We start from the raw sequence: 25,562 nt of genomic DNA on the forward strand, positions 1-25,562 counted from the left end.
GCCTTTTCTACCCGTCCAGTTGGCCTCTGAGTATGAAGTTGTCGAAGGCCAGCCTCATCGACGACTCCCCGTCGGGCTGGACGCGGCCGATGGTCCCGATGTCTCCGGTGGGCAGGCCGTTGGTGTCGGTCTGCGACAGCACCTGCTGCCCGTTCACCCACATGTTCAGCACGACGGACCTGCCCTCGCCGGGGTCGCAGGAGACGTACAGGTTGAACTTGTCGGTGAGGCCTTCGACGGTGCCGCTGGCGATGATGCCCCCGGAGCCCCCGGCGACCCGGCGGATGCGGGCCTCGCTGGAGCCGGTCACCAGGAACTCGTAGCGGTTGTCCTTGTAGTTGTCCTTGGACGCGCGGCAGAAGAGGCCGTATTCGCCGCTGCCGACCAGGTCGGCGGTCTGGATGTCGACGCCGATGGTCAGCCCGAGCGGGGTGACCGGGGTCGGCGACGGGCCGGGGGTCGGCTCCTGCTCCGCCACGAACGGGATCGGCGCGGAGGTGACGTTCTCGGGGTTCTCGGAGTTCAGGTCGACCGCGTAGGTGCCCTGCGGGGTGTAGCCGTAGCCGTAACCCGAGTCGGGGTCGTAGGTGCCGGGCCAGTCGCCGTTGGTGGTGAAATCCTCCTGGTAGAGGGTGGCCAGGTTCACCGGCGGGCCGCCGGGCCCGGCCAGGGCGCGCACCCCGATGACGCCGGCCGTCACGGCGACCGCCGCCGCGACCGCGACGCCCGCGACCAGCCGCCCCCGGTTGGCCGGCCCGCGGCGCAGCGGCGCGCTCTGCTTCCAGGTCTGGGCCACCGTGTGCTGGGCGATCTCCGGGGTGACCCGGCCGACCATGTTGTCGAGGAGCTGCTGCGCGGACGGGCGGTTGGCCGGGTCCTTGTCGAGCGCGGCCCGCACGAGCTGGCGCATCTGCGGTTCGAGGTTGTCGAGCACCGGCTCGGAGTTGAGCACCTGGAAGATCACGGCGGGCAGCGCCTCGCCGTTGAACGGGGCCCGGCCGCTGGCCGCGAACGCCACCAGGCAGCCCCACGAGAACACGTCGCACGCGGGCGAGATCGCCTCGCCGCGCAGCACCTCGGGCGCCATGTAGCGGGGGGTGCCGACGAGCTCGCCGGTGTGGGTCACTCCGCCGAACGTGTCGAGCGCGCGGGCGATGCCGAAGTCGATCACCCGGGGGCCGACGGGGGACAGCAGCACGTTGGAGGGCTTGAGGTCGCGGTGGACGATCCCGGCGGCGTGGATGGCGGTGAGGGCGGTGGCCACGCCGACCGCCAGGGCCTCCAGGCTCGACCCGGTCAGCGGGCCCGACCTCTCCACGGCCTGTTCGAGGTTGGGGCCCTCGACGTATTCGGTGACGACGTAGAGCTGCTCGCCGTCGAGGTCGGCGGAGAGCACGGCGGCGGTGCAGAAACGGCGTACCCGCTGGGCCGACTCGGCCTCGCGGCGGAACCTCACCCGGAAGTTCTCGTTCTGGCTGTACTCGGTGTTGATCACCTTCACGGCGACCTTCCGGCCGGATTCGTCCTGGCCGAGGTAGACGGTGCCCATGCCGCCCCGGCCGAGCCGGCCGGTGATGCGATAGGGCCCTATCTGCTGAGGTTCGTTCGCCACGACGACCAACCGTACAGAAACCGGGGGAAATGAACTACGTCATACCCTGACGTTCGAACTTGCGTTCAACGTGCTGAGAACATATGTTCGATACAGCACCGCCCGCCCCTTCCCCCGGGTGGCGATCGCAGGCAACTGGGAGCCATCGGGAGAAGGTCCGTGAGCAGACTGTATGGCGATCCGATCGAGGTGTGGGTCCGGGACGGCCGGCCCGTCAGGTTCGTCTGGCGTGACCGGCTTTATGTGGTCCGGCAGATCCTCGACCACTGGGTGGTCGCCCGGGAATGGTGGAAGACCTCCGCCACCGACCCCGGCGAACGCCGCTTCTGGCGGGTGGAGGCGCAGTCGGGCACCTACGAACTGCGCTACGACACCGCCACCGACGCGTGGCTGCTGCTGCGGGCGTGGGATTGATGGGACCGTTCCAGCACCTTCACGTCGCCTCCGCCTATTCGCTGCGCTACGGCTCCGCCTTCCCCCAGGCGCTGGTGAGAAGGGCCGTCGAGCACGGCATGGACGCGCTCGCGCTGACCGACCGCGACGGCCTCTACGGCGCGATCAAGCACGTCCGGGCCTGCCACGCCGCGGGCATCGGCGCGATCGTCGGCGTCGACCTGGCCCTGTCCGGCTCAGGGGCCGGCGAGGACGACCGCGTCGTCGTGCTCGCGAAAAGGGACGGCTGGGCCGACCTGTGCCGCCTGGTCACCGCCGCCCACTACGCGGGCGAACGCGGCACGCCCCGGGTCACCATGGACATGGTCGGCCGCCACGCCGCCGACGGCCGCCTGATCGTGCTGCTCGGCCCGCGTTCGGAGGTCGGCCGCGCGGTCGCCGCCCGCCGCGACCAGCAGGCCCGCGACCTGCTGCAACGCTGGCGCGCGGCGGTGCCGGGCACGGCCGTGGAGATCGTCGACCTCTACGGCTACCGCGACGTCAACACCGCCACCCACCTGCTCGCCCTGGCCGACTCCCTCGGCCTGCCCGCGATCCTCACCAACGCGGTCAGGCACCTCGACCCGGCCGACTACCAGGTGGGCAACGTGCTCGACGCGGCCAGGAAACTCGTCCCGCTGCACGGACGGCACGTGGAGTCGTCGTCGCACGCCTACCTGAAGAACGCCGAGGAGATGGGCCGCGTCGCCCTGCGCGTGTGCGGCGGCGACCGGGCGCGGGCCACCCGGCTGCTGGGCGTGACACGGCGCGCGGCCGAGGCGTGCGTGCTCGACCCGGTCGAGATCGTGCCGCTGATCGACGAGGTCGACCCCAAGGTGCACCTCCCGGAGATCGGGAGCGACCCGGTCCCGCTGCTGCGCCACCGCTGCGAAGACGGCCTGCTCGACCGGGGCCTCGGCCGGTCGCGGGAGGCGCGCGACCGCCTGGCCGCCGAGCTGGCGATCATCGAGCGGAAACGCCTGTCGGGCTACTTCGTCGCGGTCGCCGGGATCACCGACATGATCCGCGGCATGGGCGTGCGCTGCGCGATCCGGGGCTCGGGCGCGGGCAGCCTGGTCAACTACCTGATCAAGATCGGCGAGGTCAACCCGCTCGACCACGGCCTCCTGATGGAGCGTTTCCTGTCCGAGGGCCGCGTCGGGCTGCCCGACATCGACGTCGACGTCGAGTCGGCCCGGCGCCTCGACTGCTACCGGGCCATCCTCGACCGGTACGGGGAGTCGCGCGTCGCCTGCGTGTCGATGATGGAGACCTACCGGGCCCGCAGCGCCATCCGCGACGTGGGGGCCGCGATGGGCCTGCCGCCCCACGAGATCGACGCCATCGCCAAGGCGTTCCCCCACGTGCGCGCCAAGCAGATCCGGGCCGCCCTCGACGACCTGCCCGAGCTGCGCGACAGCGGCCTCAACGACCGGGCGCTGGAGACGGTCTTCCGGCTGGCCGAACGCCTCGACGGCCTGCCCCGGCACATCGCCCTCCACCCGTGCGGCGTGCTGGTCGGGAACATGGGCCTGCGGGGCCGCACCCCGGTCGAACGCAGCCTGCTGGAGTTCCCCATGTCGCAGTTCGACAAGGACGACGTCGAGGACGCCGGCCTGCTGAAGCTCGACGTCCTGGGGGTGCGGATGCAGTCGGCGATGGCCTACGCGCTCGCCGAGATCAAGCGGGTCGACGGCGCCGACGTGGCCCTCGACGAGGTCCCGCACGACGACGCGGCGACCTACGACATGGTGCGCGAGAGCCGTACCATCGGCTGCTTCCAGATCGAGTCGCCCGGCCAGCGCGAACTCGTCGCCAAACTCGAACCCCGCACCATGCACGACCTGATCGTGGACATCTCGCTGTTCCGCCCCGGCCCGGTCAACTCCGACATGGTGACCCCCTACCTGGAGTCGCGGCACGGCTTCCGCCAGGCCGTCTACCCCCACGCGGAGCTGCGCCCGGCGCTGGCCGAGACCAACGGCGTCGTGGTCTTCCACGAACAGGTCCTGAAGGTCGTCGACGTCATGACCGGCTGCGGCCTGTCCCAGGCCGAGAAGATCCGCCGCTCGTTGTCCTCCCCCGAGGGCCGCGCCCGGGTCCGGGCCTGGTGGGAGATGAACGTACGCCCCGAGTTCGACGCCGCGACGGTCGAGGCGACCTGGCGCGTCCTCGACGCGTTCGGCGCCTTCGGCTTCTGCAAGGCCCACGCGGCGGCCTTCGCCCTGCCGACCTACCAGTCGGCCTGGCTGAAACGCCACCACACGGCGGCCTTCTTCGCCGGCGTCCTCACCCACGAACCGGGCATGTACCCCAACCGCGTCATCCTCGACGAGGCCCGCCAGTGCGGCGTGGAGGTCCTTCCCCTGGACGTCAACCGCTCCGCCCGCGACTGGCGCGTGGAGAAACTCGCCCCGGCCCCCGGCGACCCGCCGCTCTTCGGCCGGGGCTACGGCCTGCGTGTCCCCTTCTCCGCCATCAAGGGCATCAGCGAGGCCGAGGTCGACCGCATGATCGCCGGCCAGCCGTACGTGTCGATGGCCGACTTCTGGGAGCGCGCCCGCCCCTCCCGCCCGGTCGCCGAACACGTCATCGAGGTCGGCGGCCTCGACGCGGTCCACGGCCTGCGCCCCGGGGAACCTCGCTGGCGCCCCGGCCGCCTGACCCGCCGCGACCTGATGGCGCAGGTGGGCGCCCTCGACCGGGCGGGCGGCCAGGGCTCGGGCCAGTTGCCGATGGGCTTCGCCGACCACGTGGCGCCCGGGGAACTCCCGGAGATGAGCGAGGCCGAAGCGGTCGAGGCCGAACTGAGCGTCCTCGGCATGGACGTGACCCGCCACGTCATCGCCTTCCACGACGACCTCCTCGACGCCCTCGGCGTGGTCCGGGCGCGTGACCTCCTGAAACAGCGCAACGGGGCGGAGATCCTGGTCGCCGGGGTGAAGGTGGCCACCCAGACCCCGGCGGTGCGGTCGGGCCAGCGGGTCATCTTCACGACCCTGGACGACTCGACGGGACCGATCGACCTGACGTTCTTCGAGTCGGTCCAGGCCCACACGGCGGCGACGGTGTTCGGGTCGTGGCTGATGGTGGCGCGGGGGGTGATCCGGCGTACCGGCCGCCGGGGCATCTCGATGCGCGCCCTGCACGCGTGGAACCTGACGGACCTGGACCGGGTGTGGCGCACCCGCGGCATCGAGGCGGTCAGGGAGATCCTGGCCGACCGGCCGGAGGAGGGCCGCGGGGTCATCGGCGGAAAGAAGATCACCTACGAGAACGGGTACGAGCTGTCGCCTTACGCGGACCTGGGGGTCAAGGAACCGCAACGGGTGTTGTGGCACGCCAGCATGGGCAGCTCGGGGAAGGTCGCCTGATCTGTTTCTGTAGCTATCTGCGTACTGTTCGCACATGCCGGGCAAAGGCTGCATTACTCTGCTGCGGTCAACGGGGCGCGAAGGGCAGGACGCGGTGGTCGATCAAAGGAACTGGGCCGGCCTGCTTCAAGGCCGCCATGACGATTTCGAGACCCTCTCGGTGAAGGCCGTCGTCGGCTCCGGAAATCTCTCCTTCGCCAGTCCCTTCGAGGTCGTCGCCTCGGACAACCGCCGATACTTCGTCAAATGTCTCGGCGGTTGTCCTCCGCATGCTCAAGCCACGATCGCCATCGAAATGTCGTCTCGGAGGTCGGCCGACTCATCGACGCACCGGTGTGCGACACCAGCCTGATCAGGATTCCGGACGAACTCGCCGGATGGCCGATGGCCTTCGGCAAGCTTCAGCCTGGCATCGCGCACGCGAGTGTGGCCCTCGGCCATGCGATCGAGTGCCGGCAATACCTGTCGGACCGGGCGAAGGACGACAACACCCGTCGTCACGTGGGCGTCTATGCCCTCTACGACTGGTGTTTCGGCGACGATCCCCACCGGAAGCGGTCGCAAGGGTAGCAACTGCACTAGACGCAATAAGTCGCGATGCTCTCGTCACCGTTCTGTGTGGCGTGCCAGCATCGTGGCCAGTGGACGACAACGATTTGGAGACACTCGGCTGGTTCCTCGAACATAGGGCGCCGGCCGTCGCCGATCGCATCCGCGGGCTGATCTGAGGAGGTGGTCCAATGAGTCGCTACGTCTACTCGATTGTTCGCTGTCTTCCCGATCCGCGGACCGGCGAATTCGTCAACGTGGCCGCCGTCGCCGGCGATCCCGTGGCCGGAGACTGGTCGTACCGTCAGCTGAGCAACCTGGAGCGGGTCCAGCGGTTCGCCGGACGCGCGGCCCTCGAGGAGGTGCTGGGGTCTCTGCTCGACCTGGACGCGCAGATCGACCGCCACCGGGAGAGCCTGCTCGCGGATCACGGCCAACTGATCCCCGACGACTGGCTGGATCGGCTTCACCACGACCACCGCAATGTCATGCAGTTCAGTCCTCCAGCGCCGATCCTGGCCGACAGCGCGGAAGACGCACTGGCCGTGATCTTCGATCACATGCTGATCGATCCGGTCGCGCCCGCCCGCCAGCCCTCGATCACCCGATACCAGTTGCAACGCACCATGCGACAGGCGTTCCACCGAGCGGAGATCCCGGAAGAGTTCGTCCGGCCCCGCGTTCAGATCTATGTCGGGGAGAAGCTGCACTCTGCGGTCGACTTCGCCATCGCCAACGGACGCGTCGTCCAGCTCAGCCAGGCGTGGTCCTTTCGCCTCGCCCAGATCGACGAGGTGCCGCTGAAAGTCATGGCCTGGGGATACGCGCTACAGCGCCTCCGCAGCGGAGACGAGGCCAAAGTGGTCGACGCCGCCGGCCGTGTCAGCGAGATCGGCCGCGACGTCGACCTACAGGTCATGATCGCCCCGCCGGAGACGAGTGAGCAGGTCGCCGCCTTCGAGGAGGCGCAGCAGGTGTTCAAGGACGTCGATGCGGAGGTACGTCTAGCGGCCGCGGCGGACGACCTCGGTTCCAAGGCCGCTGAACTGGCCCGCACGCTCCACCGCTTCTGACCGAGGCCGGCGCACGATCCGGGCTACTTCGACGACGGGGACACCGCCGCGATGGCCTGACGGGGAAAGCGGAGCGTGCGCGGGGACGAGACCTCCCACACCGTCGCCGCGCACAGCAGGGCCGTCACCCCCGCCGCCGTGAGTTCCCGCACGCCCAGACCCGTCAGGTTGGTGTGGGCGGCGTGGCTCTCGGCGAGCAGCCAGATCGTCGTCAGGCCGGACACCCACCACGCGGTCAGCAGCACCAGCCAGCGCACCCGTGACCCGTTGGCGCGTTCCCGCCACGCCTGGTCGGCGAGCAGAACCGGCGCCACCAGGTTCACCAGCGGGATCAGCCAGGCCGCCGTCGCGGTCGGCCTTCCGACGCGGGCCGCCGACGCGAGCCAGTTCAGGTAGGCCGCCGCGGCGGCCACGGTCGTCACGACCAGGGCCATCACCAGGACGGCGAAGACGGTCACGTCGCCGACGACCGCTTCGGCGCCCGGGGCCTTGGGGTCGCCGCCGAAGGCGGCTATCTGCAGGGCCAGGTCGTGGCCGCGGAGTTCCTCGAAGGTCACCAAAGCCGCGAGGGAGGCGATCTGGCTGGTCAGGGCGGCATAGACCCCGAACGCGGATCTCTGTGGCATGCGCACGGAACTCTCCCCCCGGTGTTACCTGACCCCTTCGTTTCCAGGGAGAACCTCCGCTAATCCGGTCAACTCACGACACCGGACTCCCACGCCCACGCGGCGACCTCGACGCGGTTCCGCAGGCCCAGTTTGGTCTGGACGCTGGCCAGGTGGGTCTTGATCGTCGACAACGAGACGAACAGCTCGGCGGCGACCTCCTGGTTGGTCCTCCCCCGGGCGACCAGCCGCACCACGTCGAGCTCCCGGTCGGTGAGCGATTCGGGCGGGCTGACCGGCTGGCGTGGACGGGCGAGGTGGGCGAGGAGCCGTACCGTCACCGAAGGGGAGACCAGCGCGTCGCCCGCCGCCGCGGCGCGGACCGCCTCGATGAGCAGGGCGGGGCCGCTGTCCTTCAGCAGGAAGCCGCAGGCTCCCGCGCGGAGCGCGCCGTAGACGTAGTCGTCGAGGTCGAACGTGGTCACGATGACCACACGAAGAGGGTCGGGCACGCCCGGACCGGCCAGCAGGCGGGTGACCTCGATGCCGTCGAGCTTCGGCATGCGGATGTCGAGCAGGCACACGTCGGGGCGCAGTCGCCGGGCCTCCGCGACGGCCGCCGCGCCGTCGGCCACGGTCGCCACCACCTCGATGTCGGGCTGCGCGTCGAGGATCATGCGGAAACCCGTGCGCACGAGTTCCTGGTCGTCGGCTATCAGCACCTTCACGCCCGAAATGATGTCATGTGTAATCCGGGCTCCACTGGCGGGACTACTGGGTGTGGACGATCCAGAGACACGATTCACCGACCTCTACGACCGGCACTACCGGGCCGTCCTCGGGTACGCGCTGCTGCGCGCCGACCGGGCCGCGGCCGAGGACGTGGTGGGGGAGACCTTCCTGATCGCCTGGCGGCGGCTGGCCGACCTGCCGCCGGAGCCGCTGCCGTGGCTGCTCGGCGTGGCCAGGAACCTGCTCCGCAAACAGCGCGACTCGGGCATCCGGGCCGAACGGCTGCTCGCCTACCTGCCGGCCCGCGACGCGCCCGACGTCGCCGACCAGGTCACCGAACGCGAGGCGGCGCTGATCGTGCTCGCCGCGATGGCGGAGGCCGACGCCGAGGCGCTGATCCTCACCAGTTGGTACGGCCTGACGCCCCGCGAGGCCGCCAAGATCGCCGGTTGCGCCACCGGCACGTTCACCGTCCGCCTGCACCGCGCGCGACGGCGCCTCACCGAGGCCCTGCGCCCCCGAACCCTCCAGGAGCAATCATGATCGACGACCTCGTGCGGAGCCTGCGGCCCGACGACGTGACCGAGGAGTCCTACCGGGCCAGACGGGCCGACGACCTGAAAAGGGCGTTCGCCGCGCGGCCCGAGCGCAGGCGCCGCACCCCGCTGCTGGCGGCGTCGGGCCTGCTCGCGGCGGCGGCCGCCGCCGCGTTCGTGGTGTTCGCGCCGTCGGCGACGGTCGCCCAGCGGCCGGCCCCGGTGCCGGTGGAGACCCCCGTGCTGACCGCGCGGAGCGTCCTGCTGGCGGGGGCCGAGACGCTGGAGAGCACGCCGGCGCAGACCGGGACGTACTGGCACCAGAAGATCCGGACCTTCACCTCGCCCCTGGACGGGGTGGTCGTCGCCTCGACCGGCGAGACCTGGTACGACGGCCGGGACGGAAGGATCGGCCCGGTCCGGGACGTGAAGACCACCTTCGCCGACGAGCGGGCCGAGAAGGCCTGGCGTGCGAAGGGCAGGCCCGGCCTCCCGGAGGCCGGCGCGGAGCGGTCGTTCAAGGGCATGGTGCTGGCCTGGGGGATCGGTACGAAGACCGTCCGGCAGGACGATCTGAAGAAGCTCCCCGCCGGCCGCGCCGCCCTCCAGAGGTGGCTCGACGAGGCCCGCCCGTCCGGCGAGGACGCGGGGTCGTTCGCGTTCGGCGCCGCCCGGCACATCCTGACCTCGCCCGCCGCCAACACGACCCGGGCCACGCTGCTGCGCATCCTGGCCGACCAGAGCGGCCTCCGCCTCGACGAGAAGGCGACCGACCCGATCGGCAGGCCGGGCCTGTCGATCACCGACGCGACGGGCGACCACACGCTCGTGGTCGACCCGGCCACCGCGAAACTCCTCGCCTACGTCTACAACGGCGAGGACGAGCAGCCGGTCGACACCCCGCCGGGCACGAAGATGATCCCGGCCCAGCAGGGCACCGCCTACGCCTACCTGGAGACGGGCTGGTCCGACCTGCCCGGCTAGCGGTACGGACCCACCCCGCCGCACGGCCCCGGAACGCCCACCCGGGGTCGTGCGGCGGCCGGCGGAACCAGCCCCCGGCCGCGCACCTATTCGACGACCAGGTCCCTGATCGTCCGCAGATCGTCCTCGTCTCTGGGGCCCATGACGAGCAGTGACGTCACCGGGCTGTCCCGCCAGGGTGCCAGGCGTTCCCTGATCCGTCCCGGCGGGCCGATCAGGGAGATCCCGTCGGCCAGTTCGTCGGGGATGGCGGCGAAGGCCTCGTCGCGGCGTCCGTCGAGGAAGAGGCCCTGGATGCGGGCGGCCTCCTCGGCGAACCCCATGCGGCCGATGATGTCGGCGTGGAAGTTCCGCTTGGACGATCCCATGCCGCCGATGTAGAGGCTCAGCATCATCTTGACCACGTCGAGCCCCGCCCTGACGTCGTCGGTGATCAGCGTCATGACCATGGCGGCGACGTCGAAGTCCTTCCCTCGGGTGGCGAGCGCGTCCCCGTACATGGACTCGATCATGGACGGGACGGCGAACAGCGGCAGCCAGCCCTGCCCGATCTCGGCGGCCAGCGCGACGTTCCTGGGCCCTTCCGCGCCCAGGTAGACCGGGATGTCCGGCCGCAGCGGGTGGGTGATCAGCTTCAGCGGCTTGCCCTGGGGGAGCGGCAGCGGGTAGTGCGGCCCGTCGTTCGTAACAGGTTCCTCCCGTCGCCAGATCTTGCGCATGATCTCGACGTACTCCCGGGTCCGCGCGAGCGGCCGGGCGAACGGGACGCCGTACCACCCCTCGACCACCTGCGGCCCCGACGCCCCGATCCCGAGCAGCAGCCGCCCGCCGGTGAGGTGGTCGAGCGTCATCGCGGTCATCGCGGTGGCGGCCGGGGTGCGGGCGCTGAGCTGCACGACCGAGGTGCCCAGCTTGATGCGGGAGGTCCGGGCGCCGTACCAGGCCAGCGGGGTGAAGGCGTCGCTGCCGTAGGCCTCGGCCGTCCACACCGAGTCGTAGCCGAGCCGCTCGGCGGCCTGCACGAGGGTGGTGGCGTCGGAGGGCGAACGTTGCCAGTAACCGAGGTTCAGACCCAGCTTCATACCGCGAAACTAGAACACGTTATGACTCGGCGAAAGCCCAGGATAGGCGCGGGCCAGGTGGGCGGTCACCGCCTCCACCGCCTCCTCGGCGGCGCCCGCCTCGATCGCCGTGTGGATGCGCCGGTGGTCGGCCTGCAGGTCGCCCGTGTGGCCCAGCCTGCGCACCGCCTCGACCGCGTTCGACACCAGCGCGTCGCGCAGCGCCCGCAACACGGCCGACAGCAGCCGGTTGCCCGCCGCGTCGGTCAGGGCCACGTGGAAGGCGATGTCGTGGGTCACGAACTCCTCCGGCGACCCCGCCACGTCCATCGCGGCCAGGGCCTCGGTCATCGCCGCGGGCGCGGCGGTCACCCGGGCGGCCGACCAGCGTTCGATCATCAGCCGGGTGTCGAGCACCTCCCGCGCCGACATCGTCGTCAGCCCCAGGTTCAGCCGCAGCAGGTCGGCCAGCGTGCCGTCGGGCCGGGAGATCAGCACGGCGCCCGCGTCGGGGCCCCGTCCGACCTGCGACGACACCACGCCGAGTGTTTCGAGCACCCGCAGCGCCTCACGTACCGACGACCGGCTCACCCGCAACTGCTCGGCCAGTTGCCGTTCTCCGGGCAGCCGGTCGCCGACCGTCAGGCCGTCGGCCGCGATCCGCTGTTCGATTTGGGCGAGAACCGTCTCGAAGGTCCGCACCGTGCTCCCTCCGCCGGAACGGTGTATGGTCTGACCATATTTGGTCTGACCATACCTGCGGGAGTCCCGGTGCGGGTCGCGCTCTTCATCACCTGTGTCAACGACACGCTCTTCCCCGGCACGGGGAAGGCGGCCGTCGGGCTGCTGCGGAGGCTCGGCGTCGAGGTCGACTTCCCCCTCGCCCAGACGTGCTGCGGCCAGATGCACCTGAACACCGGCTACCGCGACGAGGCGGTCAGACTGGCCGACCGGTTCACCACCACGTTCGCGGGCTACGACGCCGTCGTCGCGCCGAGCGGCTCGTGCGCCGCGATGGTCCGCGAGCAGTATCCCCACCTCGACATCGAGGACATCCCGAAGGTGTACGACCTGTCGGAGTTCCTGGTCGACGTCCTGGGCGTCACCGACGTGGGCGCCTACTTCCCGCACAAGGTCACCTACCACCCGACCTGCCACTCCCTGCGCGGGCTCAAGGTCGGCGACAAGCCGGCCAGGCTGCTGGAGAACGTCCGGGGCCTGGAGCTGGTCCCGCTGCCGGGCGCCGAGGAGTGCTGCGGCTTCGGGGGCACCTTCGCGGTCAAGAACCGCGACGTCAGCGCGGCGATGTGCGCCGACAAGATCGGCAACGTGATGAAGACCGGCGCGGAGGTGCTCTGCGCCGCCGACAACTCGTGCCTGCTGCACCTCGGCGGCACTCTCAAACGCCAGAAGTCGGGGGTACGCGTGCTCCACCTCGCCGAGATCCTCGCGTCGACCGAGGAGAGCGCCGGATGAGCGGCGTCTTCGTCGGCATGCCGGCGTTCCCGAAGAACGCCGCCAAGGCCGTGCAGAACAGTCAGCTCAGGTTCAACCTGCGCAAGGCCACCCACACGATCCGCGGCAAGCGGGCCGCGGTGGTGGGCGAGCTCGACGACTGGGCCGAGCTCCGCCAGGCCGGCAAAACGATCAAGGACCACACGCTCAGGAACCTCGACCGGTACCTCGTCCAGCTGGAGGAGAAGGTCACCGAGGCCGGGGGCACCGTCCACTGGGCCCGCGACGCCGCCGAGGCCAACCGGATCGTGACCCGCCTGGTCAAGGACACCGGCGAGACCGAGGTCGTCAAGGTCAAGTCGATGGCCACCCAGGAGATCGGCCTCAACGAGGCGCTCGCCGAAGAGGGCATCGAGGCGTTCGAGACCGACCTGGCCGAGCTGATCGTGCAGCTCGGCGACGACTTCCCGTCGCACATCCTGGTGCCGGCGATCCACCGCAACCGGGCCGAGATCCGCGAGCTCTTCCTGAAGAAGATGGCCGGGGCGCCGAAGGACCTGACCGACGAGCCGCGTGTGCTGGCCGAGGCGGCCCGGGTCTACCTGCGCAAACGCTTCCTGGAGTCCAAGGTCGCCATCTCGGGCGCCAACTTCATGATCGCCGAGACCGGCACGCTGGTGGTGCTGGAGTCGGAGGGCAACGGGCGGATGTGCCTCACGCTGCCCAAGACCCTGATCAGCGTGGTCGGCATCGAGAAGCTGCTGCCCACCTGGCAGGACCTGGAGGTGTTCCTCCAACTGCTGCCGCGCAGCTCCACGGGGGAGCGCATGAACCCGTACACCTCGATGTGGACCGGCGCGACGGAAGGCCAGGAGTTCCATCTCGTGCTGCTCGACAACGGGCGCACCTCCGTCCTGGCCGACAAGGTGGGGCGCCAGGCGCTCCGCTGCATCCGCTGCTCGGCCTGCCTGAACGTCTGCCCGGTCTACGAGCGCGCCGGCGGGCACGCCTACGGCTCCGTCTACCCGGGGCCGATCGGGGCGATCCTGACGCCGCAGCTCAGGGGCATGGACACCGAGCTCGACCGGTCGCTGCCCTACGCGTCGTCGTTGTGCGGCGCCTGTTACGAGGTCTGCCCGGTCGCCATCGACATCCCGTCGGTGCTCGTCGACCTGCGCGCGAAGGCGCGGCACTCCCGTGCCGAGAAGGCGGGCATGGCCGCCGCCGGGTGGGTCTTCAACCGGTCGAAGCGGCTGGCCAAGGCGCAGCGGTTCGGCGGGCGCATGCGCAGGCTCGTGCCCAAGCGGCTGCCCGGCCCGCTGTCGGGCTGGACCGACACCCGCGACCTGCCGGAGATCCCCGCCGAGTCGTTCCGCGACTGGTGGATCAGAGAGGGGAAACGATGAGCGCGGCGGCACGCGAGGTCATCCTGCGGCGCATCCGCTCGGCCGTCGAAGGCGCGCCCGAGGCCGAGATCGTCCGCGGCTACCGGGGCGCGACCGGCGAACGGGGCGACGTGGAGTTGTTCGCCGAACGGGTCCGCGACTACAAGGCGATCGTGCACGTCGTGCCGCGCGCCGAGGTGGCCGCGACCCTCGCCGAGATCACCGGGGGCAGGGTGCTGACCGTCCCGGCGGGGTTCCCCTCCGACATGTACGCCCCCTCGGAGGGCGAACCCGACGGAGTCGTCTCCACCTGCGCCGTCGCCGTCGCGGAGACCGGCACGATCGTCCTGGACGCCGGCCCCGGCCAGGGCACCCGCGCGCAGACCCTCGTCCCCGACTACCACCTGTGCGTGGTGCGCGACGACCAGATCGTGCCGAACGTGCCCGACGCGATCGCCCGCCTCGACCCCACCCGGCCCCTGACGTGGATCAGCGGCCCCTCGGCCACGAGCGACATCGAGCTGAACCGGGTCGAGGGAGTGCACGGGCCGCGCACTCTTGAGGTCGTCATCGCCATCGGGTAGTCGTACGGTATTGGGCGTGTTCGACGAGCGCCTGTCCATCGCCACCGACCGGCTCGTCCTGCGGAACTTCCGGCCCTCCGACCACGACCAGGTCCGGGCGATCGTGCAGGACGGCGCCCACCCGACCGCGCTCCCGCCGGGAGCCCCCGGCTACGCGGGCGGGATCGTCTCGTGGCTCGTCAACGGCGTCCACGAACTGCGCCGGTCGGGTCAGGGCATCCACCTGGCGATCGAGCGCCACGGCCGCATCGTCGGGGCGATCAGCCTGTTCAAGACCCACTGGGGCGCCGGCACCACCGAGGTCGGCTACGGCGTGCACCCCGCCCAACGGGGCAACGGCTACGCCCCCGAGGCCCTCGGCGGGCTGGCCGCCTGGGCGCTCGGCCCGGCCCGGCTGCGGCGGGTCGAGCTGCGCGCGATCGCGGGCAACGCCGCCTCGATCCGGGTCGCCGAGAAGGCCGGGTTCACCCGCGAGGGCCTGCTGCGCGGCGCCGGGTTCGAAGACGACGGGCCGCATGACGTCGTCGTCTTCGGGCTGCTGCGGGGCGACCGGCCGGGCGGGTTCCCCTCCCGGCTGGCGGGCGACCGGCTGGAGTTGCGGCCCTTCGCCAAGCGCGACGCGTTCGACGTGCTGGCCGCCGTGCGCGACGACCCCGAGATCGCCCGCTGGATGCCCTGGGCGGTCGACTACACGCTGGAGAAGGCGCTCGACTGGAGCACCCGCCAGGCCCACACCGACCGGCGGCAGAGTGTCACCTACGCCCTCGAACCGGTCGAAGGCGGGCGGCTGGCCGGGGCGGTGTCGGTGGTGCGGGCCGACCGCGAACGCGGCGACGCCGAGATCGGCTACTGGATCTCCCCGTGGGCCCGGCGGCAGGGGTACGCCGTCGAGGCCACCCGTACACTCACCGCGTTCCTGTTCGCCCAGGGGTTCGCGCGGGTGCAACTGATGATCGCCCAGGGCAACACGGCGAGCCGGAAAGTGGCCGAGAAGGCCGGTTTCGCCGAGGAAGGCATCCTGCGCGGGGCCATCCCGATTCCGGGCGGCAGGGCCGACACGGTGGTTTACGGTCTCTTGATCGGTGAGCTCTGAGCTGGGCAAACCTCGGAAGAATGCCCCATTGCACGACAAGCTCGGCTATGTTTGCGGAGCAGGTCAAGCCAGGGGAGATCGTTGAGATGAGACCGCCGCTGCTGCTCATCGGGCACGGCACGCATGACGATACCGGCGTAGCCGAATTCGGCCGGTTCGTTCATCGGCTCCGTTGCCGGCTCGACGGCGACGTCGCGGACGTCTCCGGCGGCTTCGTCACCGGAGCCCGGCCGCCGCTGGGCGATTCGGTCGCCTCGCTCGTCGCGCGCGGCCACCACCACCTCGTCGCCCAGCCGCTGAGCCTCACCGGCGACCGCGCCGCGCTGGGCGACGTCCCCGGCACGCTGGCGCTGGCCCAGGAGCTCCACCCGACGCTCGGATACGACCTGGGCCGCCCGCTCGGCCCCGACCCGCGCGTCCTGGAACTGCTGGCCGAACGCCTCGCCGACGCCGCGGCCGACATGCCGACGTTCGTGCGCGGCGCCTTCGTCGAGGAGCCCGAGCCGATCGCGCCCGCCGAGACCGCCGTCGTCCTGGTGGGCCACGGCTCGCCGAGCACGTCCGCGAACGCCGAGGTCCACCGCGTGTCGCGGCTGTTCTGGGAGACCCACGCGGCCGACTACCTGACGGTCGAGACGGCCTACGTGTCCCACGCGCGGCCGGGGGTGCCCGGCGGCCTGGAGCGCTGCCGCCGCCTGGGCGCCAAGCGGGTCATCGTGCTGCCCTACGTGTTGTTCGCCGGTGGCGTGCTGGAGCGCATCTGGGCCCAGGCCCTCGCCTACGGCGCCAACCACGAGGGCCTCGACATCCGCTGCGCCGAGGTGATCGGCGACTGCGATGGCCTGGCCGACGTGGTGATCGACCGCTACGAGGAGGCCCTGGCCGGCGCCGCCGCGACCACGGCCCGCCAGCGTTACGCCGAGGCCCTGGACACCGAACGGCTTCAGGAGATCTTCCCGGTCCCGGCCCGCGTCTGATGCCCGTCGATCTCCGCCACCACGGGGACAACGAGGTCGGGCCGGGCCTGGTCGACCTGGCGGTGAACGTCCGGCAGGGCATGCCACCTGCGTGGTTACGGGAGATCCTCGCCTCTTCCATGTCGGAGATTTCGGCATACCCGAATGCGGATCAGGCCACCCGGATCATCGCCGAACACCACGGGCGAGACCCTGATGAGGTCCTGCTCACGGTGGGCGCGGCCGAGGCGTTCACCCTGCTGGCGCGCGTCGCCGCCGGAAGCAGACCGGAATCCTTCAAGCAGGTCGGAGCCGAGTCGGCAATCTCCACGCCGGGTGGGGCCGGGTCGGAATTGTCCGTAGCCGCGGCTCCGGCATCGTCCGAGCCGGGAATGCGCAGGCGGTCGCCCGTCGTGCTCCCGGTGTCGCGACCGGTCGTGGTGCATCCGCAGTTCACCGAGCCCGAGGCGGCGTTGCGGGCCGTCGGGCTGGTGCCCGATCGGGTGCTGTTGCCCGATCCGTTCGTCCTGGACGCCGCGCTGATCCCCGGCGACGCCGATCTGGTCATGATCGGCAATCCGACCAACCCCACGTCCGTGCTGCACCCCGCCGCGACGATCGCCTCGCTCGCCCGGCCCGGCAGGTATCTGGTCGTCGACGAGGCGTTCGCCGACTGTGTGCCGGGAGAGCCGGAATCGCTGGCCTCGGTCAGGTTGCCCGGTCTGGTGGTCATCCGGAGTCTCACCAAGACGTGGGGGCTGGCCGGGCTCCGCGTCGGCTACGTCATCGGCCCGCCGGAGCTCGTCGCCGCGATGCGGGCGGCGCAGCCGCTCTGGGCGGTCTCCACGCCCGCGCTGGCCGCCGCCGAGGCGTGCGTCTCGCCCCGCGCGCAGGCCGAGGCCGCTCAATGGGCCGAGGAGATGGCGGGGCGGCGGCGGATCCTCGCCGACGGCCTGACGGCTCTGGGGGCCCATGTCGTGCCGGAGGCCCGCGGCTCCTTCGTCTGTGTACGCCTCCCGCACGCCCTCCGCCTCAGGACGCTCCTCCGGGAGAAGGGCTTCGCCGTCAGGAGGGGCGACACCTTCCCGGGCCTGGGCCCCGAGTGGCTGCGGGTGGCCGTGCGCGACGATGAGACGACGGCCGCCTTCCTGGCGGCCCTGAAGGAGGCCCGCGATGATCTCCCCGCTTGACCCGGCCGCCATGGCCGAGGCCAGAGCCCACCACGACCGCCTGACCAAGCCGAGGGGCGCGCTCGGCGCTCTTGAGGACGTGGCCGTGCGGTTGGCGGGCATCGCGGCGGTCTCGCCGCCGCCGCTTCCCGAGCCGGTGGCGCTGGCGATCTTCGCGGCGGATCACGGCGTACACGCGCAGGGGGTCTCTCCCTGGCCCCAAGAGGTGACCCAGCAGATGGTCGCCAACTTCCTGGCCGGCGGCGCGGTGGCGAACGCCTTCGCGGCCCAGGTCGGCGCGTCGGTGACGGTGGTGGACGTCGGCGTCAACGGCGACCTGCCGGAGGCCCCCGGCCTGGTGTCGCGCAAGGTCAGGAGGGGCACCGCCGACCTGTCGCTGGGCCCGGCGATGACCGAGGCGGAGGCTCGGCAGGCCAGGGAGGCCGGGGCCGAGGTGGCCGGGCGGCTCGTCGCGCAGGGGGCCCGGTGCCTGGTCACCGGGGACATGGGCATCGCCAACACGACGGCGTCGGCGGCCCTGATCTGCGCGTACACGGGCAAGGAGCCGGGCGAGGTCACGGGACGCGGGACCGGGATCGACGACGCCATGCTCGCCCACAAGATCGCGATCGTCGCGCGGGCCCTGGAGGTCAACCGGGGCCTCGACCCGCTGGCCGCACTGGGTGGTCTGGAGCACGCCGCCCTCGCCGGATATCTGCTGAAAGCGGCGGAGTTGCGCATCCCGGTCGTCCTCGACGGCGTGATCGCCGGTTCGGCCGCGCTGGCCGCCGCCGCGATCGAGCCCGACGCCGCCGGCTACTGGATCGCCGGCCACCGTTCGGCGGAACCCGGCCACACCGCCGCGCTGGCCCACCTCGGCCTGCGTCCGCTGGTCGACCTGGAACTCCGCCTGGGCGAGGGCACGGGCGGTCTGCTCGCCCACCCGCTCGTCGTCGCCGCGGCCCGGGTGCTGCACGAGGTCGCCACCTTCGACGCCGCCGGAGTCACCGACAAGGAGGCCCTCGCATGACCCGTTACGGCCCCATGTACGGCCCCGACATCACCTTCCTCGGCGTCGACCGCTGCGACCTGACCGATCCCGCCTCCTTTGAGGGTGCCGACGTCGTCATCCTGGGCGCGCCCTTCGACGGCGGCACCAGCCACCGCCCCGGGGCCCGGTTCGGCCCGTCGGCCATGCGCCAGGCCTGCTACCTGGCCCACGACGGCTCCCGCCCGAGCCTCGCCCTGCGGGTCGACGGCCTGCGCGATCTCACCGTCCGCGACGCGGGTGACGTCGAGTGCTTCTCCGGCGACCTGGAGACCTCGATCCGCGACATCGAGGCGGCCGTGCACACGATCGCCGCCTCCGGCGCCATCCCGGTCGTCCTCGGCGGCGACCACTCGATCGCGCTGCCCGACGCCCGGGGCGTGGCCCGCCACCACGGCTTCGGCCGCGTCTCGATGATCCACTTCGACGCCCACGCGGACACCGGCGACATCGAGTTCGGCCACCTCTACGGTCACGGCCAGCCCATGCGCCGCCTGATCGAGTCGGGCGCCATCCGGGGCGACCGGTTCCTCCAGATCGGCCTGCGCGGCTACTGGCCCGGCCCCGAGGTCCTGTCGTGGATGGCCGGGCAGAACATGCGCTCGTACGAGATGACGGAGATCGTCCACAGGGGCCTCTCCGAGTGCCTGACCGAGGCCTTCACGATCGCCCTGGACGACTGCGACGGCATCTTCCTGTCCGTCGACATCGACGTCTGCGACCCGGGCCACGCCCCAGGCACCGGCACCCCCGAACCGGGGGGCCTGTCGGCCAGGGAACTGCTCGACTCCGTCCGGCACGTCTGTTACGAACTGCCGGTCGTCGGCCTGGAGGTCGTGGAGGTCGCACCGCCCTACGACCACGCCGACATCACCGCCCTGCTGGGCAACCGGGTCGTGCTGGAGGCCCTGTCGGCGATCGCCCGGAGGCGGTCGGGCGAGCCGTGGGACCCCCGCCGGCCCCTGCTCGACGGCCGCTGACCGGAGGTTCTACCAGCCGCCGCCGTGGAGCTGGCCGCGCACCGCGCCGCCGGGGAACTCGCTGGTGTGCAGGTTGGTGTACCAGTTCTTCGGGTTCTTCTTGATGCCCTTGGCCACCGACGACGAGGCCGTCCCGGTGCCGGCGATGCCGTTCATGCCCGCCGGGAGGCCCGAGGGGGCCGCGAAGAAGTCCACGACGACCGGGCCGTTCTTGCCCTTGGGCGCCTTGTGGATGTGCGCGAGGGTCGGCTGCGCGATGTTCTTCCAGACGGTCGCGAAGTGGACCTTGGTGCCCTTCACCCAGACCAGCCAGACGGCCTTGCCGTTCTTGTCGCCGACCTTGGTCCCCGGCGCCGGGACCTCCTGCCTGCCGTCGGCGATCGCGGTGAGCGTCGAGCGCGAGCCGGTGGCCAGCACCGTGTCGAGGTGGACGGGCTTGATGCGGTGGAGCTGGGCCCGCACGGCGCCGCCGGGGAACTCGCCGGTGTGCAGGTTGGCGTACCAGCCGGCGGGGTTGTTCCTGATCCGGTTCAGCAGGGCCCCGTCGTCGACGGTCACGCTGCCCTTGACCGCGCTCAGCGTGCCCGGCAGGGCCGACCCCATGAAGAAGCCGATCTTCACGTCGCCGTTCCTGCCCTTGACGCCCTGGTGGATGTGGAAGGCGGTGGGGGCGGCGGTGCCCTGCCAGCGGACGGCGTACTCGACCTTGTTGCCGTGGATGCGGAACACCGCGACCGCGATGCCGTCCTTGTCGCCGACCTTCGTGCCGGGGGCCTTGACCTCGTTCTTGCCGAGCAGCGTGGCCGCGAAGTAGGCGTCGGGGGCCTGCTGCACGGACCCGACGGCCTGGGAGCCGTGACCGGGGTGGGCGGCGGCGGGAGTGGCGGCGAGGGCGGCGGCGAGGGCGAGACCGGGGACGATGAGCTTGCGCAGCATTTCGGGGAACTCCTGTTTGTCGCTTCCGGGTGCTTGCGGATGACAGTAGGAGTTGCGATAAGCCCCGTTCTGTGGTCAATTACCCACTCGGCGGCAGTGTGACCGACGTCACTCCTTTGGGTGGGACAAGACCGATACCGGCGATCTCTTGAGCCGCGTCACAGGTCAGCCGGTAGGTTTACTGCCTAACGAAACCTGTGCCACAACGAGGGAGAAATGGCCCCCTATCTGCTCGGCCTGCGGCTCGACGGGCGGCGGGTGCTGGTCGTCGGCGGCGGCCGGGTCGCCCAGCGGCGCATCCCCGCCCTGCTCGACGCCGGCGCCGCGGTCACACTGGTCTCGCCCAGCGCGACGCCCGCGCTCGACGACCTGATCGCCGACGGCCGCGTCACCTGGGAACGCCGCCGCTACCAAGAGGGCGACGTCGACGACGCCTGGCTGGTCCACGCCTGCACCAGCGACCGCGCCGCCAACGCCGCCATCGCCGAAGAGGCCGAGGCCAAGCGCATCTGGTGCGTCCGCGCCGACGACAAGGACGCCTCCGCGGCCTGGACCCCGGCCAGCGGCCGGGTCGACGAGATCGGCGTCGCGGTCACCGCCGGGGGAGACCCGCGCCGGGCGGCCGGCATCCGCGACGCGGTCGTCGACGCCCTCCGCGACGGCGCCATCGACGCCCGCCGCCACCGCGACAAGCCCGTCGGCGTCGCCCTCGTCGGCGGCGGCCCCGGCGACCCGGGCCTGATCACCGTCCGGGGACGCCAGCTCCTCGCCCAGGCCGACGTCGTGATCGCCGACCGGCTCATCCCGCGTTCCCTCCTCGACGAGCTCTCCGCCGACGTCGAGCTCATCGACGCGGCCAAGGTCCCCTACGGCCGGTTCCTGGCCCAGGAGAAGATCAACGAGCTGCTGGTCTCGCGGGCCCTCGAAGGGAAGTTCGTGGTCCGCCTGAAGGGCGGCGACCCCTTCGTGTTCGGCCGGGGCGGCGAGGAGATGCTCGCCTGCGCCGAGGCCGGGGTGCCCGTGACGGTCGTACCCGGAATCACCAGCGCGGTCGCGGTGCCCGCCTCGGCCGGGGTGCCGGTCACCCATCGGGGCGTCAGCCAGGACTTCCACGTCGTCTCGGTGCACGTCGCCCCCGGGCACCCGGCCTCGACCGTCGACTGGAGGCTATTGGCGGGATCAGAGGGAACCCTGATACTGCTGATGGCCGTGGAACGCATCGCGGAGATCGCCGACACTTTGCTGCGTGAGGGACGTTCGCCGGAAACTCCCGTAATGGTGGTACAGGACGGTACTCTTCCCACCCAGCGGGCGGTGCGCGCCACCTTGCGCGACGTGGCTGAGCGCGTCACCGCCGCGGGCGTACGGCCACCGGCGATCGTCGTCGTCGGCGACGTCGTCAAGGTCGGTCAGGAGATCGAAATGGTGCGAGCGGAGCGAGCCCGATGAAGGCTGCCAACCAGACACCGCGGTCCGAACCCGCAGACGAGGCCGCCATGCCCGAGGAAGAACCCGAGTCGCCCGGCGAGCAGACACTGAACTTCCGGGCGATCAGAGACGACGAGCCCCCTGATGAGGCGGCTCCAGACGAGGACGAGGACCTCTACGAAGAGGACTTCCCCCTCCCCGAACAGGTGTCGGGCGCCCTCACCGACGCCCTCAGCCAGCTCCGCGAGGCCGTCTCCGGCCTCCATCTCGGCCTCGACGTGCCCGGCGCCGACGAGGCCCGCAAGTCTCAGGCGGCCGTGCTGGCCCAGCTCGACGACTACGTCATCCCCCGCGTCCACATGAGCACCGCCCCCGCCCTGATCGTCGTCGCCGGATCGACGGGGGCCGGGAAGTCCACCCTGGTCAACACCCTCGCCGCGCAGACCGTCAGCGCCACGGGCGTGCGCCGCCCCACCACCGGCACCCCCGTCCTGGTCTGCAACCCGGCCGACGAACGCTGGTTCACCAAGGGCACCCTGCTGAGCGGCCTCAACCGGATCGACGCGCCGGGGGAGGGCCCCGGCGCCGACTCGATCGTGGTCGCCTCCACCAAGTGGCTGCCCCAGGGCGTCGCCCTGCTCGACACCCCCGACATCGACTCGGTCGTCGAGGAACACCACGACATCGCCCACCGCATGCTCGACGCCGCCGACCTGTGGGTCTTCGTCACCAGCGCGGCCCGCTACGCCGACGCCCCCTCGTGGGGCCTGCTCAAGCTCGCCAAGGAACGCGGCGCCCGCCTGGTGATCGTCCTGTCCCGCGTCCCGGTGCGCTCCCGCGAGGTCGTGGCCAAACACTTCACCCGCATGCTCGACGAATACGGCCTCGGCGAGGTGGAGCGCTTCATCGTCAACGAGACCACCGTCACCGACGGCCGCCTGCCCGACGAAGAGGTGGCCGACCTGCGCATGTGGTTGTCGGAGTTGTCGGTCGACGAGCAGCGCCGGGCGCTGGCCGTCCAGGCGACGCTGAACGGCGTGCTCAACAGCTTCCGCGCCCGCGTGCCCGCGCTGGCCCGCCACCTGGAGACCCAGGTGGCCCTGCGGGCCGACCTGCGCTCGGACATCGACGCGGCGTTCTCCGGAGCCCTGGCCGAGATCGAGGAGTCGACCCGCGACGGCTCCCTGCTGCGCGGAGAGGTCCTGGCCCGCTGGCAGGACTTCGCCGGGTCGGGCGACCTGATGCGCACCCTCCAGATCCGCCGGGCCAAGAACCACGGCCCCGAACGCCTCGGCGCGCTCCGCAACGCCCTGCGCAGCGGCCTCGAATCGGTCATCAGCACGGCCGTCCACCGCGCCTCGGAAGAGGTCGTCACCCGCTGGCGCCAGCGCGCCGGAGCGGGCGACCGCCTGGCCGCCCTGCCCGGCCTGGGCCGCCCCGCCGACGACGTCGACCGCCGCACCGCGCGCATGGTCGCCTCGTGGCAGGACCACGTGACCGAGCTGGTCCGCACCGAGGGCGTCACGAAGCGGTCGGTCGCCCGCCTGGTCTCCTTCGACGTCGAGTCGCTCGCCCTGATCTTCACCGTCGGCCTGCTCGGCTACGGCACCGGCGACGCCCCCGGCGGCAACGGCGCCCTCCCGCAGCGGCTCCTGCGCGGCCTGCTCGGCGCCGAGTCGCTGCGCAGCATCAGCGCCAAGGCCCGCTCCGACCTGCGCGCCCGCGTCGGTTTACTGTTCGACGACGAGACGCTGCGCTACGTCGACGCCCTCGACGGAGCCGGGATCCCCGACGAGTCCGCGGCCACCCGGCTCTACCAGGCCACCTACAACCTTGAGGTCGCCCGATGACGATCACCGCCGAGCCGAGGCACGGCCTCGGCACGCGGCTGGCCGCCCTCACCCGGGTGGTCGATCTCGGCCAGGGCCGCGAAGACGCCGACCTGCTGACCGAGGCGACCCAACTGATCATCCGGGCCGGCAACCGCCTCAAACTGTCGTCCGACCACACCGTCGTGGCCCTGGCCGGCGGCACGGGCAGCGGCAAGTCGTCCCTGTTCAACGCCATCTCGGGCCTCGACCTGTCACCGACGGGCGTCCGCCGCCCCACCACGGCCCGCACCCACGCGTGCGTGTGGGGCCTGGAGGGCGCCGCCCCCCTGCTCGACTGGCTCCAGATCCAGTGGCGCCACCGCTTCTCCCGGGCCAGCGCCCTCGACAAGGGCGACGGCCAGCTCAACGGCCTGATCCTGCTCGACCTCCCCGACCACGACTCGATCCGAGCCCTGACCGACACCGAGGCCGACCGCCTGATCACGTCGGCCGACCTGATCGTCTGGGTCCTCGACCCCCAGAAGTACGCCGACGCCTCCACCCACCGCCGCTACGTGACCGAACTCGCCGGCCACGACGCCGTGACGGTCTTCGCCCTCAACCAGGCCGACCGCCTGACCCCGGAGGAGGTCGAGGAGTGCCTCACCGACCTCCGCGACCTGCTGGCCCGCGAGGGCGTCGACAACCCCCGCGTGGTCGCCACCTCGGCCGTGACGGGCGGCGGCATCGACGACCTGCGGGCCGAACTGGCCGAGTCGGTCAGCGCCCGCCGGGCCGGCTACCTGCGCCTGGAGGCCGACCTCGACCGCCTGATGCTCCGCCTGGCCAAGGACATGCCGGCCCTGCTCAAGGTCGACCCCACGGTCGCCCCCGACCGCCGGGCCGGTCTGACCGACGCCCTGTGCGACGCCGTCGGCGCGCCCGCCGTGGGCGAGGCCCTGGAGAACGTCTACGGCACCCGCTCGATCGACTGGGTCGGCTGGCCGTGGGGCCGCTGGGCGTCGCGTTTCCGCGGCGACCCCCTGAAGCACCTGAAGCTCGGCGACGTGAAGGACGAGATCCGGACCCTCGTCTCCGACTCCGTCCGCGCCCAGCCGGCCGAGGTCGACAACGCCGTCCAGGCCCTGTCCGACGGCCTGACCCAGGGCATGCCCGAACCCTGGCAGGACGCCGTGCGTGACGCGGCCCGCTCGCGGTCGGGCCAGTTGCCCAAGGTCCTGACCGACGAACTGGCCGAGATCGCGCCGCCCCTCGACCGGGTGCCGGGCTGGTGGCGGCTGGCGAAGGTGTGGCAGTTCCTCCTCGTGCTGCTGTTCGTGGCGGGCCTCGGGCTCGTCGGGTCGATCGTGGCCTACGGGGTGCTGAAGGTCGGCGAGCCACCCTCGGAGCTGCTGGGAGACGTGGCGGCCCTCCCGTGGGTGGTGCTGATGATGGCCAGCGTGCTCGGGGTGGGGCTCCTGTCGGCGATCGCGAGCCGCAACTTCGTGGTGATGGCCGCGGGGAAGGAACGCGACCGGCTCGAAAGGGACATGCGCCGCCGGGTGGCCGCAGTGGCCCAGGACCTGGTGATCGAACCGGTCGAACGTGAACTGACCCGATACAACGACTACTTCGCGGCGCTGGACACCTCACGGCGATGACGGCCCGAGCACATGCCCATGAGCCCATGGGGGAACCTCGACTGTCGGCGCCCTGACGGGCCGGCCTGCCCGGGGGAGGTGAGCAGACCGGCCCTCGA

At 71.5% G+C, this 25,562-nt stretch carries 23 protein-coding genes; 17 read left to right on the forward strand and 6 right to left on the reverse strand.

The features are described 5' to 3' along the window. Positions 1–7: 7 nt before the first annotated feature. On the reverse strand, positions 8–1,612 hold the full coding sequence (locus tag AW273_RS28240; RefSeq protein WP_232327635.1) for a serine/threonine-protein kinase: 1,605 nt from the start codon (positions 1,610–1,612) through the stop codon (positions 8–10). A gap of 159 nt (positions 1,613–1,771) precedes the next feature. On the opposite strand from AW273_RS28240, the gene AW273_RS28245 reads away from it, so the two are divergent. From AW273_RS28245 to AW273_RS28260, 4 genes are all read left to right on the forward strand, one after another. Next, positions 1,772–2,026: a DUF6504 family protein gene (locus AW273_RS28245; RefSeq protein WP_030456731.1), complete on the forward strand. Its 255-nt coding sequence runs from the start codon at positions 1,772–1,774 to the stop codon at positions 2,024–2,026. Beyond that, positions 2,026–5,418, forward strand: coding sequence for a DNA polymerase III subunit alpha (locus AW273_RS28250; RefSeq protein ID WP_062354488.1), 3,393 nt, complete (start codon positions 2,026–2,028; stop codon positions 5,416–5,418). Before AW273_RS28245 ends, AW273_RS28250 begins: the two co-directional genes overlap by 1 nt. A 246-nt stretch (positions 5,419–5,664) precedes the next feature. After that, positions 5,665–5,988 (forward strand): hypothetical protein, encoded by a 324-nt coding sequence (locus tag AW273_RS28255; protein WP_157556243.1) that lies wholly within the window; start codon positions 5,665–5,667, stop codon positions 5,986–5,988. A gap of 170 nt (positions 5,989–6,158) precedes the next feature. Then, positions 6,159–7,040, forward strand: coding sequence for a DUF3037 domain-containing protein (locus AW273_RS28260; RefSeq protein ID WP_062354493.1), 882 nt, complete (start codon positions 6,159–6,161; stop codon positions 7,038–7,040). 23 nt (positions 7,041–7,063) lie between these two features. Here AW273_RS28260 and AW273_RS28265 read toward each other — a convergent pair whose 3' ends face one another. Both AW273_RS28265 and AW273_RS28270 read right to left on the reverse strand, forming a co-directional pair. Further along, positions 7,064–7,666 (reverse strand): hypothetical protein, encoded by a 603-nt coding sequence (locus AW273_RS28265; protein WP_157556245.1) that lies wholly within the window; start codon positions 7,664–7,666, stop codon positions 7,064–7,066. Positions 7,667–7,734: 68 nt separating this feature from the next. Continuing rightward, positions 7,735–8,367, reverse strand: coding sequence for a response regulator (locus AW273_RS28270; RefSeq protein WP_083950123.1), 633 nt, complete (start codon positions 8,365–8,367; stop codon positions 7,735–7,737). 58 nt (positions 8,368–8,425) lie between these two features. Here AW273_RS28270 and AW273_RS28275 point away from each other — a divergent pair, with 58 nt between their 5' ends. Together AW273_RS28275 and AW273_RS28280 are read left to right on the forward strand one after the other, a co-directional pair. Further along, positions 8,426–8,920, forward strand: a complete 495-nt coding sequence (locus AW273_RS28275; protein ID WP_198168408.1) for an RNA polymerase sigma factor — start codon at positions 8,426–8,428, stop codon at positions 8,918–8,920. Beyond that, a complete protein-coding gene (locus tag AW273_RS28280; protein ID WP_062354499.1) occupies positions 8,917–9,897 on the forward strand; it encodes a hypothetical protein in 981 nt (326 codons plus the stop codon). Before AW273_RS28275 ends, AW273_RS28280 begins: the two co-directional genes overlap by 4 nt. Before the next feature lie 86 nt (positions 9,898–9,983). Here AW273_RS28280 and AW273_RS28285 read toward each other — a convergent pair whose 3' ends face one another. Continuing rightward, a complete protein-coding gene (locus AW273_RS28285; RefSeq protein ID WP_062354508.1) occupies positions 9,984–10,979 on the reverse strand; it encodes an LLM class F420-dependent oxidoreductase in 996 nt (331 codons plus the stop codon). Between the two features lie 9 nt (positions 10,980–10,988). After that, positions 10,989–11,660 (reverse strand): FadR/GntR family transcriptional regulator, encoded by a 672-nt coding sequence (locus tag AW273_RS28290; RefSeq protein ID WP_063910135.1) that lies wholly within the window; start codon positions 11,658–11,660, stop codon positions 10,989–10,991. Between the two features lie 69 nt (positions 11,661–11,729). Here AW273_RS28290 and AW273_RS28295 point away from each other — a divergent pair, with 69 nt between their 5' ends. The 8 genes from AW273_RS28295 (at position 11,730) to speB (ending at position 19,628) form a co-directional block, all read left to right on the forward strand. Continuing rightward, positions 11,730–12,434: a (Fe-S)-binding protein gene (locus tag AW273_RS28295; protein WP_062354511.1), complete on the forward strand. Its 705-nt coding sequence runs from the start codon at positions 11,730–11,732 to the stop codon at positions 12,432–12,434. Further along, a complete protein-coding gene (locus AW273_RS28300) occupies positions 12,431–13,819 on the forward strand; it encodes a lactate utilization protein B (RefSeq protein ID WP_062354514.1) in 1,389 nt (462 codons plus the stop codon). Before AW273_RS28295 ends, AW273_RS28300 begins: the two co-directional genes overlap by 4 nt. Continuing rightward, complete coding sequence (locus AW273_RS28305; protein ID WP_062354522.1) at positions 13,816–14,382, forward strand: LutC/YkgG family protein; 567 nt, start codon at positions 13,816–13,818, stop codon at positions 14,380–14,382. Before AW273_RS28300 ends, AW273_RS28305 begins: the two co-directional genes overlap by 4 nt. A 16-nt stretch (positions 14,383–14,398) precedes the next feature. After that, positions 14,399–15,475: a GNAT family N-acetyltransferase gene (locus AW273_RS36640; protein WP_198168409.1), complete on the forward strand. Its 1,077-nt coding sequence runs from the start codon at positions 14,399–14,401 to the stop codon at positions 15,473–15,475. Between the two features lie 86 nt (positions 15,476–15,561). Beyond that, a complete protein-coding gene (locus tag AW273_RS28315; protein ID WP_083950113.1) occupies positions 15,562–16,452 on the forward strand; it encodes a sirohydrochlorin chelatase in 891 nt (296 codons plus the stop codon). Continuing rightward, positions 16,452–17,621 carry an Rv2231c family histidinol phosphate aminotransferase CobC gene (cobC, locus tag AW273_RS28320; protein WP_062354528.1) on the forward strand — a complete coding sequence of 390 codons (1,170 nt, stop codon included), beginning with the start codon at positions 16,452–16,454 and terminating at the stop codon, positions 17,619–17,621. Before AW273_RS28315 ends, cobC begins: the two co-directional genes overlap by 1 nt. Then, positions 17,605–18,630 (forward strand): nicotinate-nucleotide--dimethylbenzimidazole phosphoribosyltransferase, encoded by a 1,026-nt coding sequence (gene cobT, locus AW273_RS28325; RefSeq protein WP_062354532.1) that lies wholly within the window; start codon positions 17,605–17,607, stop codon positions 18,628–18,630. The genes cobC and cobT overlap by 17 nt, the downstream gene beginning before the upstream one ends. Next, the gene (gene speB, locus AW273_RS28330; protein WP_062354535.1) at positions 18,627–19,628 is read left to right on the forward strand and encodes an agmatinase; all 1,002 of its coding nucleotides are present in this window, start codon (positions 18,627–18,629) and stop codon (positions 19,626–19,628) included. The genes cobT and speB overlap by 4 nt, the downstream gene beginning before the upstream one ends. A 9-nt stretch (positions 19,629–19,637) precedes the next feature. Here the strand turns inward: speB and AW273_RS28335 are convergent, their stop codons facing one another. Further along, complete coding sequence (locus AW273_RS28335; RefSeq protein WP_062354537.1) at positions 19,638–20,564, reverse strand: CHRD domain-containing protein; 927 nt, start codon at positions 20,562–20,564, stop codon at positions 19,638–19,640. Between the two features lie 216 nt (positions 20,565–20,780). Here AW273_RS28335 and cobA point away from each other — a divergent pair, with 216 nt between their 5' ends. The 3 genes from cobA to AW273_RS28350 are packed head-to-tail and all read left to right on the forward strand — an operon-like array spanning position 20,781 to position 25,464. Next, positions 20,781–22,013 carry a uroporphyrinogen-III C-methyltransferase gene (gene cobA / locus AW273_RS28340; protein WP_062354540.1) on the forward strand — a complete coding sequence of 411 codons (1,233 nt, stop codon included), beginning with the start codon at positions 20,781–20,783 and terminating at the stop codon, positions 22,011–22,013. A gap of 47 nt (positions 22,014–22,060) precedes the next feature. Then, positions 22,061–23,842, forward strand: a complete 1,782-nt coding sequence (locus tag AW273_RS28345) for a GTPase family protein (protein ID WP_157556247.1) — start codon at positions 22,061–22,063, stop codon at positions 23,840–23,842. Then, positions 23,839–25,464 (forward strand): GTPase family protein, encoded by a 1,626-nt coding sequence (locus AW273_RS28350; protein WP_062354544.1) that lies wholly within the window; start codon positions 23,839–23,841, stop codon positions 25,462–25,464. Before AW273_RS28345 ends, AW273_RS28350 begins: the two co-directional genes overlap by 4 nt. Positions 25,465–25,562: the final 98 nt, after the last annotated feature.

Origin of the sequence: Herbidospora yilanensis (assembly GCF_001570565.1) — a bacterium.
GTDB classification, from domain to species: domain Bacteria; phylum Actinomycetota; class Actinomycetes; order Streptosporangiales; family Streptosporangiaceae; genus Herbidospora; species Herbidospora yilanensis.

Coding starts and splice junctions, on each gene's coding strand:
- AW273_RS28250 (WP_062354488.1), top strand. CDS start 2,026: ATGGGACCGTTCCAGCACCTTCACGTCGCCTCCGCCTATTCGCTGCGC.
- AW273_RS28255 (WP_157556243.1), top strand. CDS start 5,665: ATGTCTCGGCGGTTGTCCTCCGCATGCTCAAGCCACGATCGCCATCGA.
- AW273_RS28260 (WP_062354493.1), top strand. CDS start 6,159: ATGAGTCGCTACGTCTACTCGATTGTTCGCTGTCTTCCCGATCCGCGG.
- AW273_RS28265 (WP_157556245.1), bottom strand. CDS start 7,666: ATGCCACAGAGATCCGCGTTCGGGGTCTATGCCGCCCTGACCAGCCAG.
- AW273_RS28280 (WP_062354499.1), top strand. CDS start 8,917: ATGATCGACGACCTCGTGCGGAGCCTGCGGCCCGACGACGTGACCGAG.
- AW273_RS28285 (WP_062354508.1), bottom strand. CDS start 10,979: ATGAAGCTGGGTCTGAACCTCGGTTACTGGCAACGTTCGCCCTCCGAC.
- AW273_RS28300 (WP_062354514.1), top strand. CDS start 12,431: ATGAGCGGCGTCTTCGTCGGCATGCCGGCGTTCCCGAAGAACGCCGCC.
- AW273_RS28305 (WP_062354522.1), top strand. CDS start 13,816: ATGAGCGCGGCGGCACGCGAGGTCATCCTGCGGCGCATCCGCTCGGCC.
- AW273_RS28315 (WP_083950113.1), top strand. CDS start 15,562: ATGAGACCGCCGCTGCTGCTCATCGGGCACGGCACGCATGACGATACC.
- cobC (WP_062354528.1), top strand. CDS start 16,452: ATGCCCGTCGATCTCCGCCACCACGGGGACAACGAGGTCGGGCCGGGC.
- cobT (WP_062354532.1), top strand. CDS start 17,605: ATGATCTCCCCGCTTGACCCGGCCGCCATGGCCGAGGCCAGAGCCCAC.
- speB (WP_062354535.1), top strand. CDS start 18,627: ATGACCCGTTACGGCCCCATGTACGGCCCCGACATCACCTTCCTCGGC.
- AW273_RS28335 (WP_062354537.1), bottom strand. CDS start 20,564: ATGCTGCGCAAGCTCATCGTCCCCGGTCTCGCCCTCGCCGCCGCCCTC.
- cobA (WP_062354540.1), top strand. CDS start 20,781: ATGGCCCCCTATCTGCTCGGCCTGCGGCTCGACGGGCGGCGGGTGCTG.
- AW273_RS28345 (WP_157556247.1), top strand. CDS start 22,061: ATGCCCGAGGAAGAACCCGAGTCGCCCGGCGAGCAGACACTGAACTTC.
- AW273_RS28350 (WP_062354544.1), top strand. CDS start 23,839: ATGACGATCACCGCCGAGCCGAGGCACGGCCTCGGCACGCGGCTGGCC.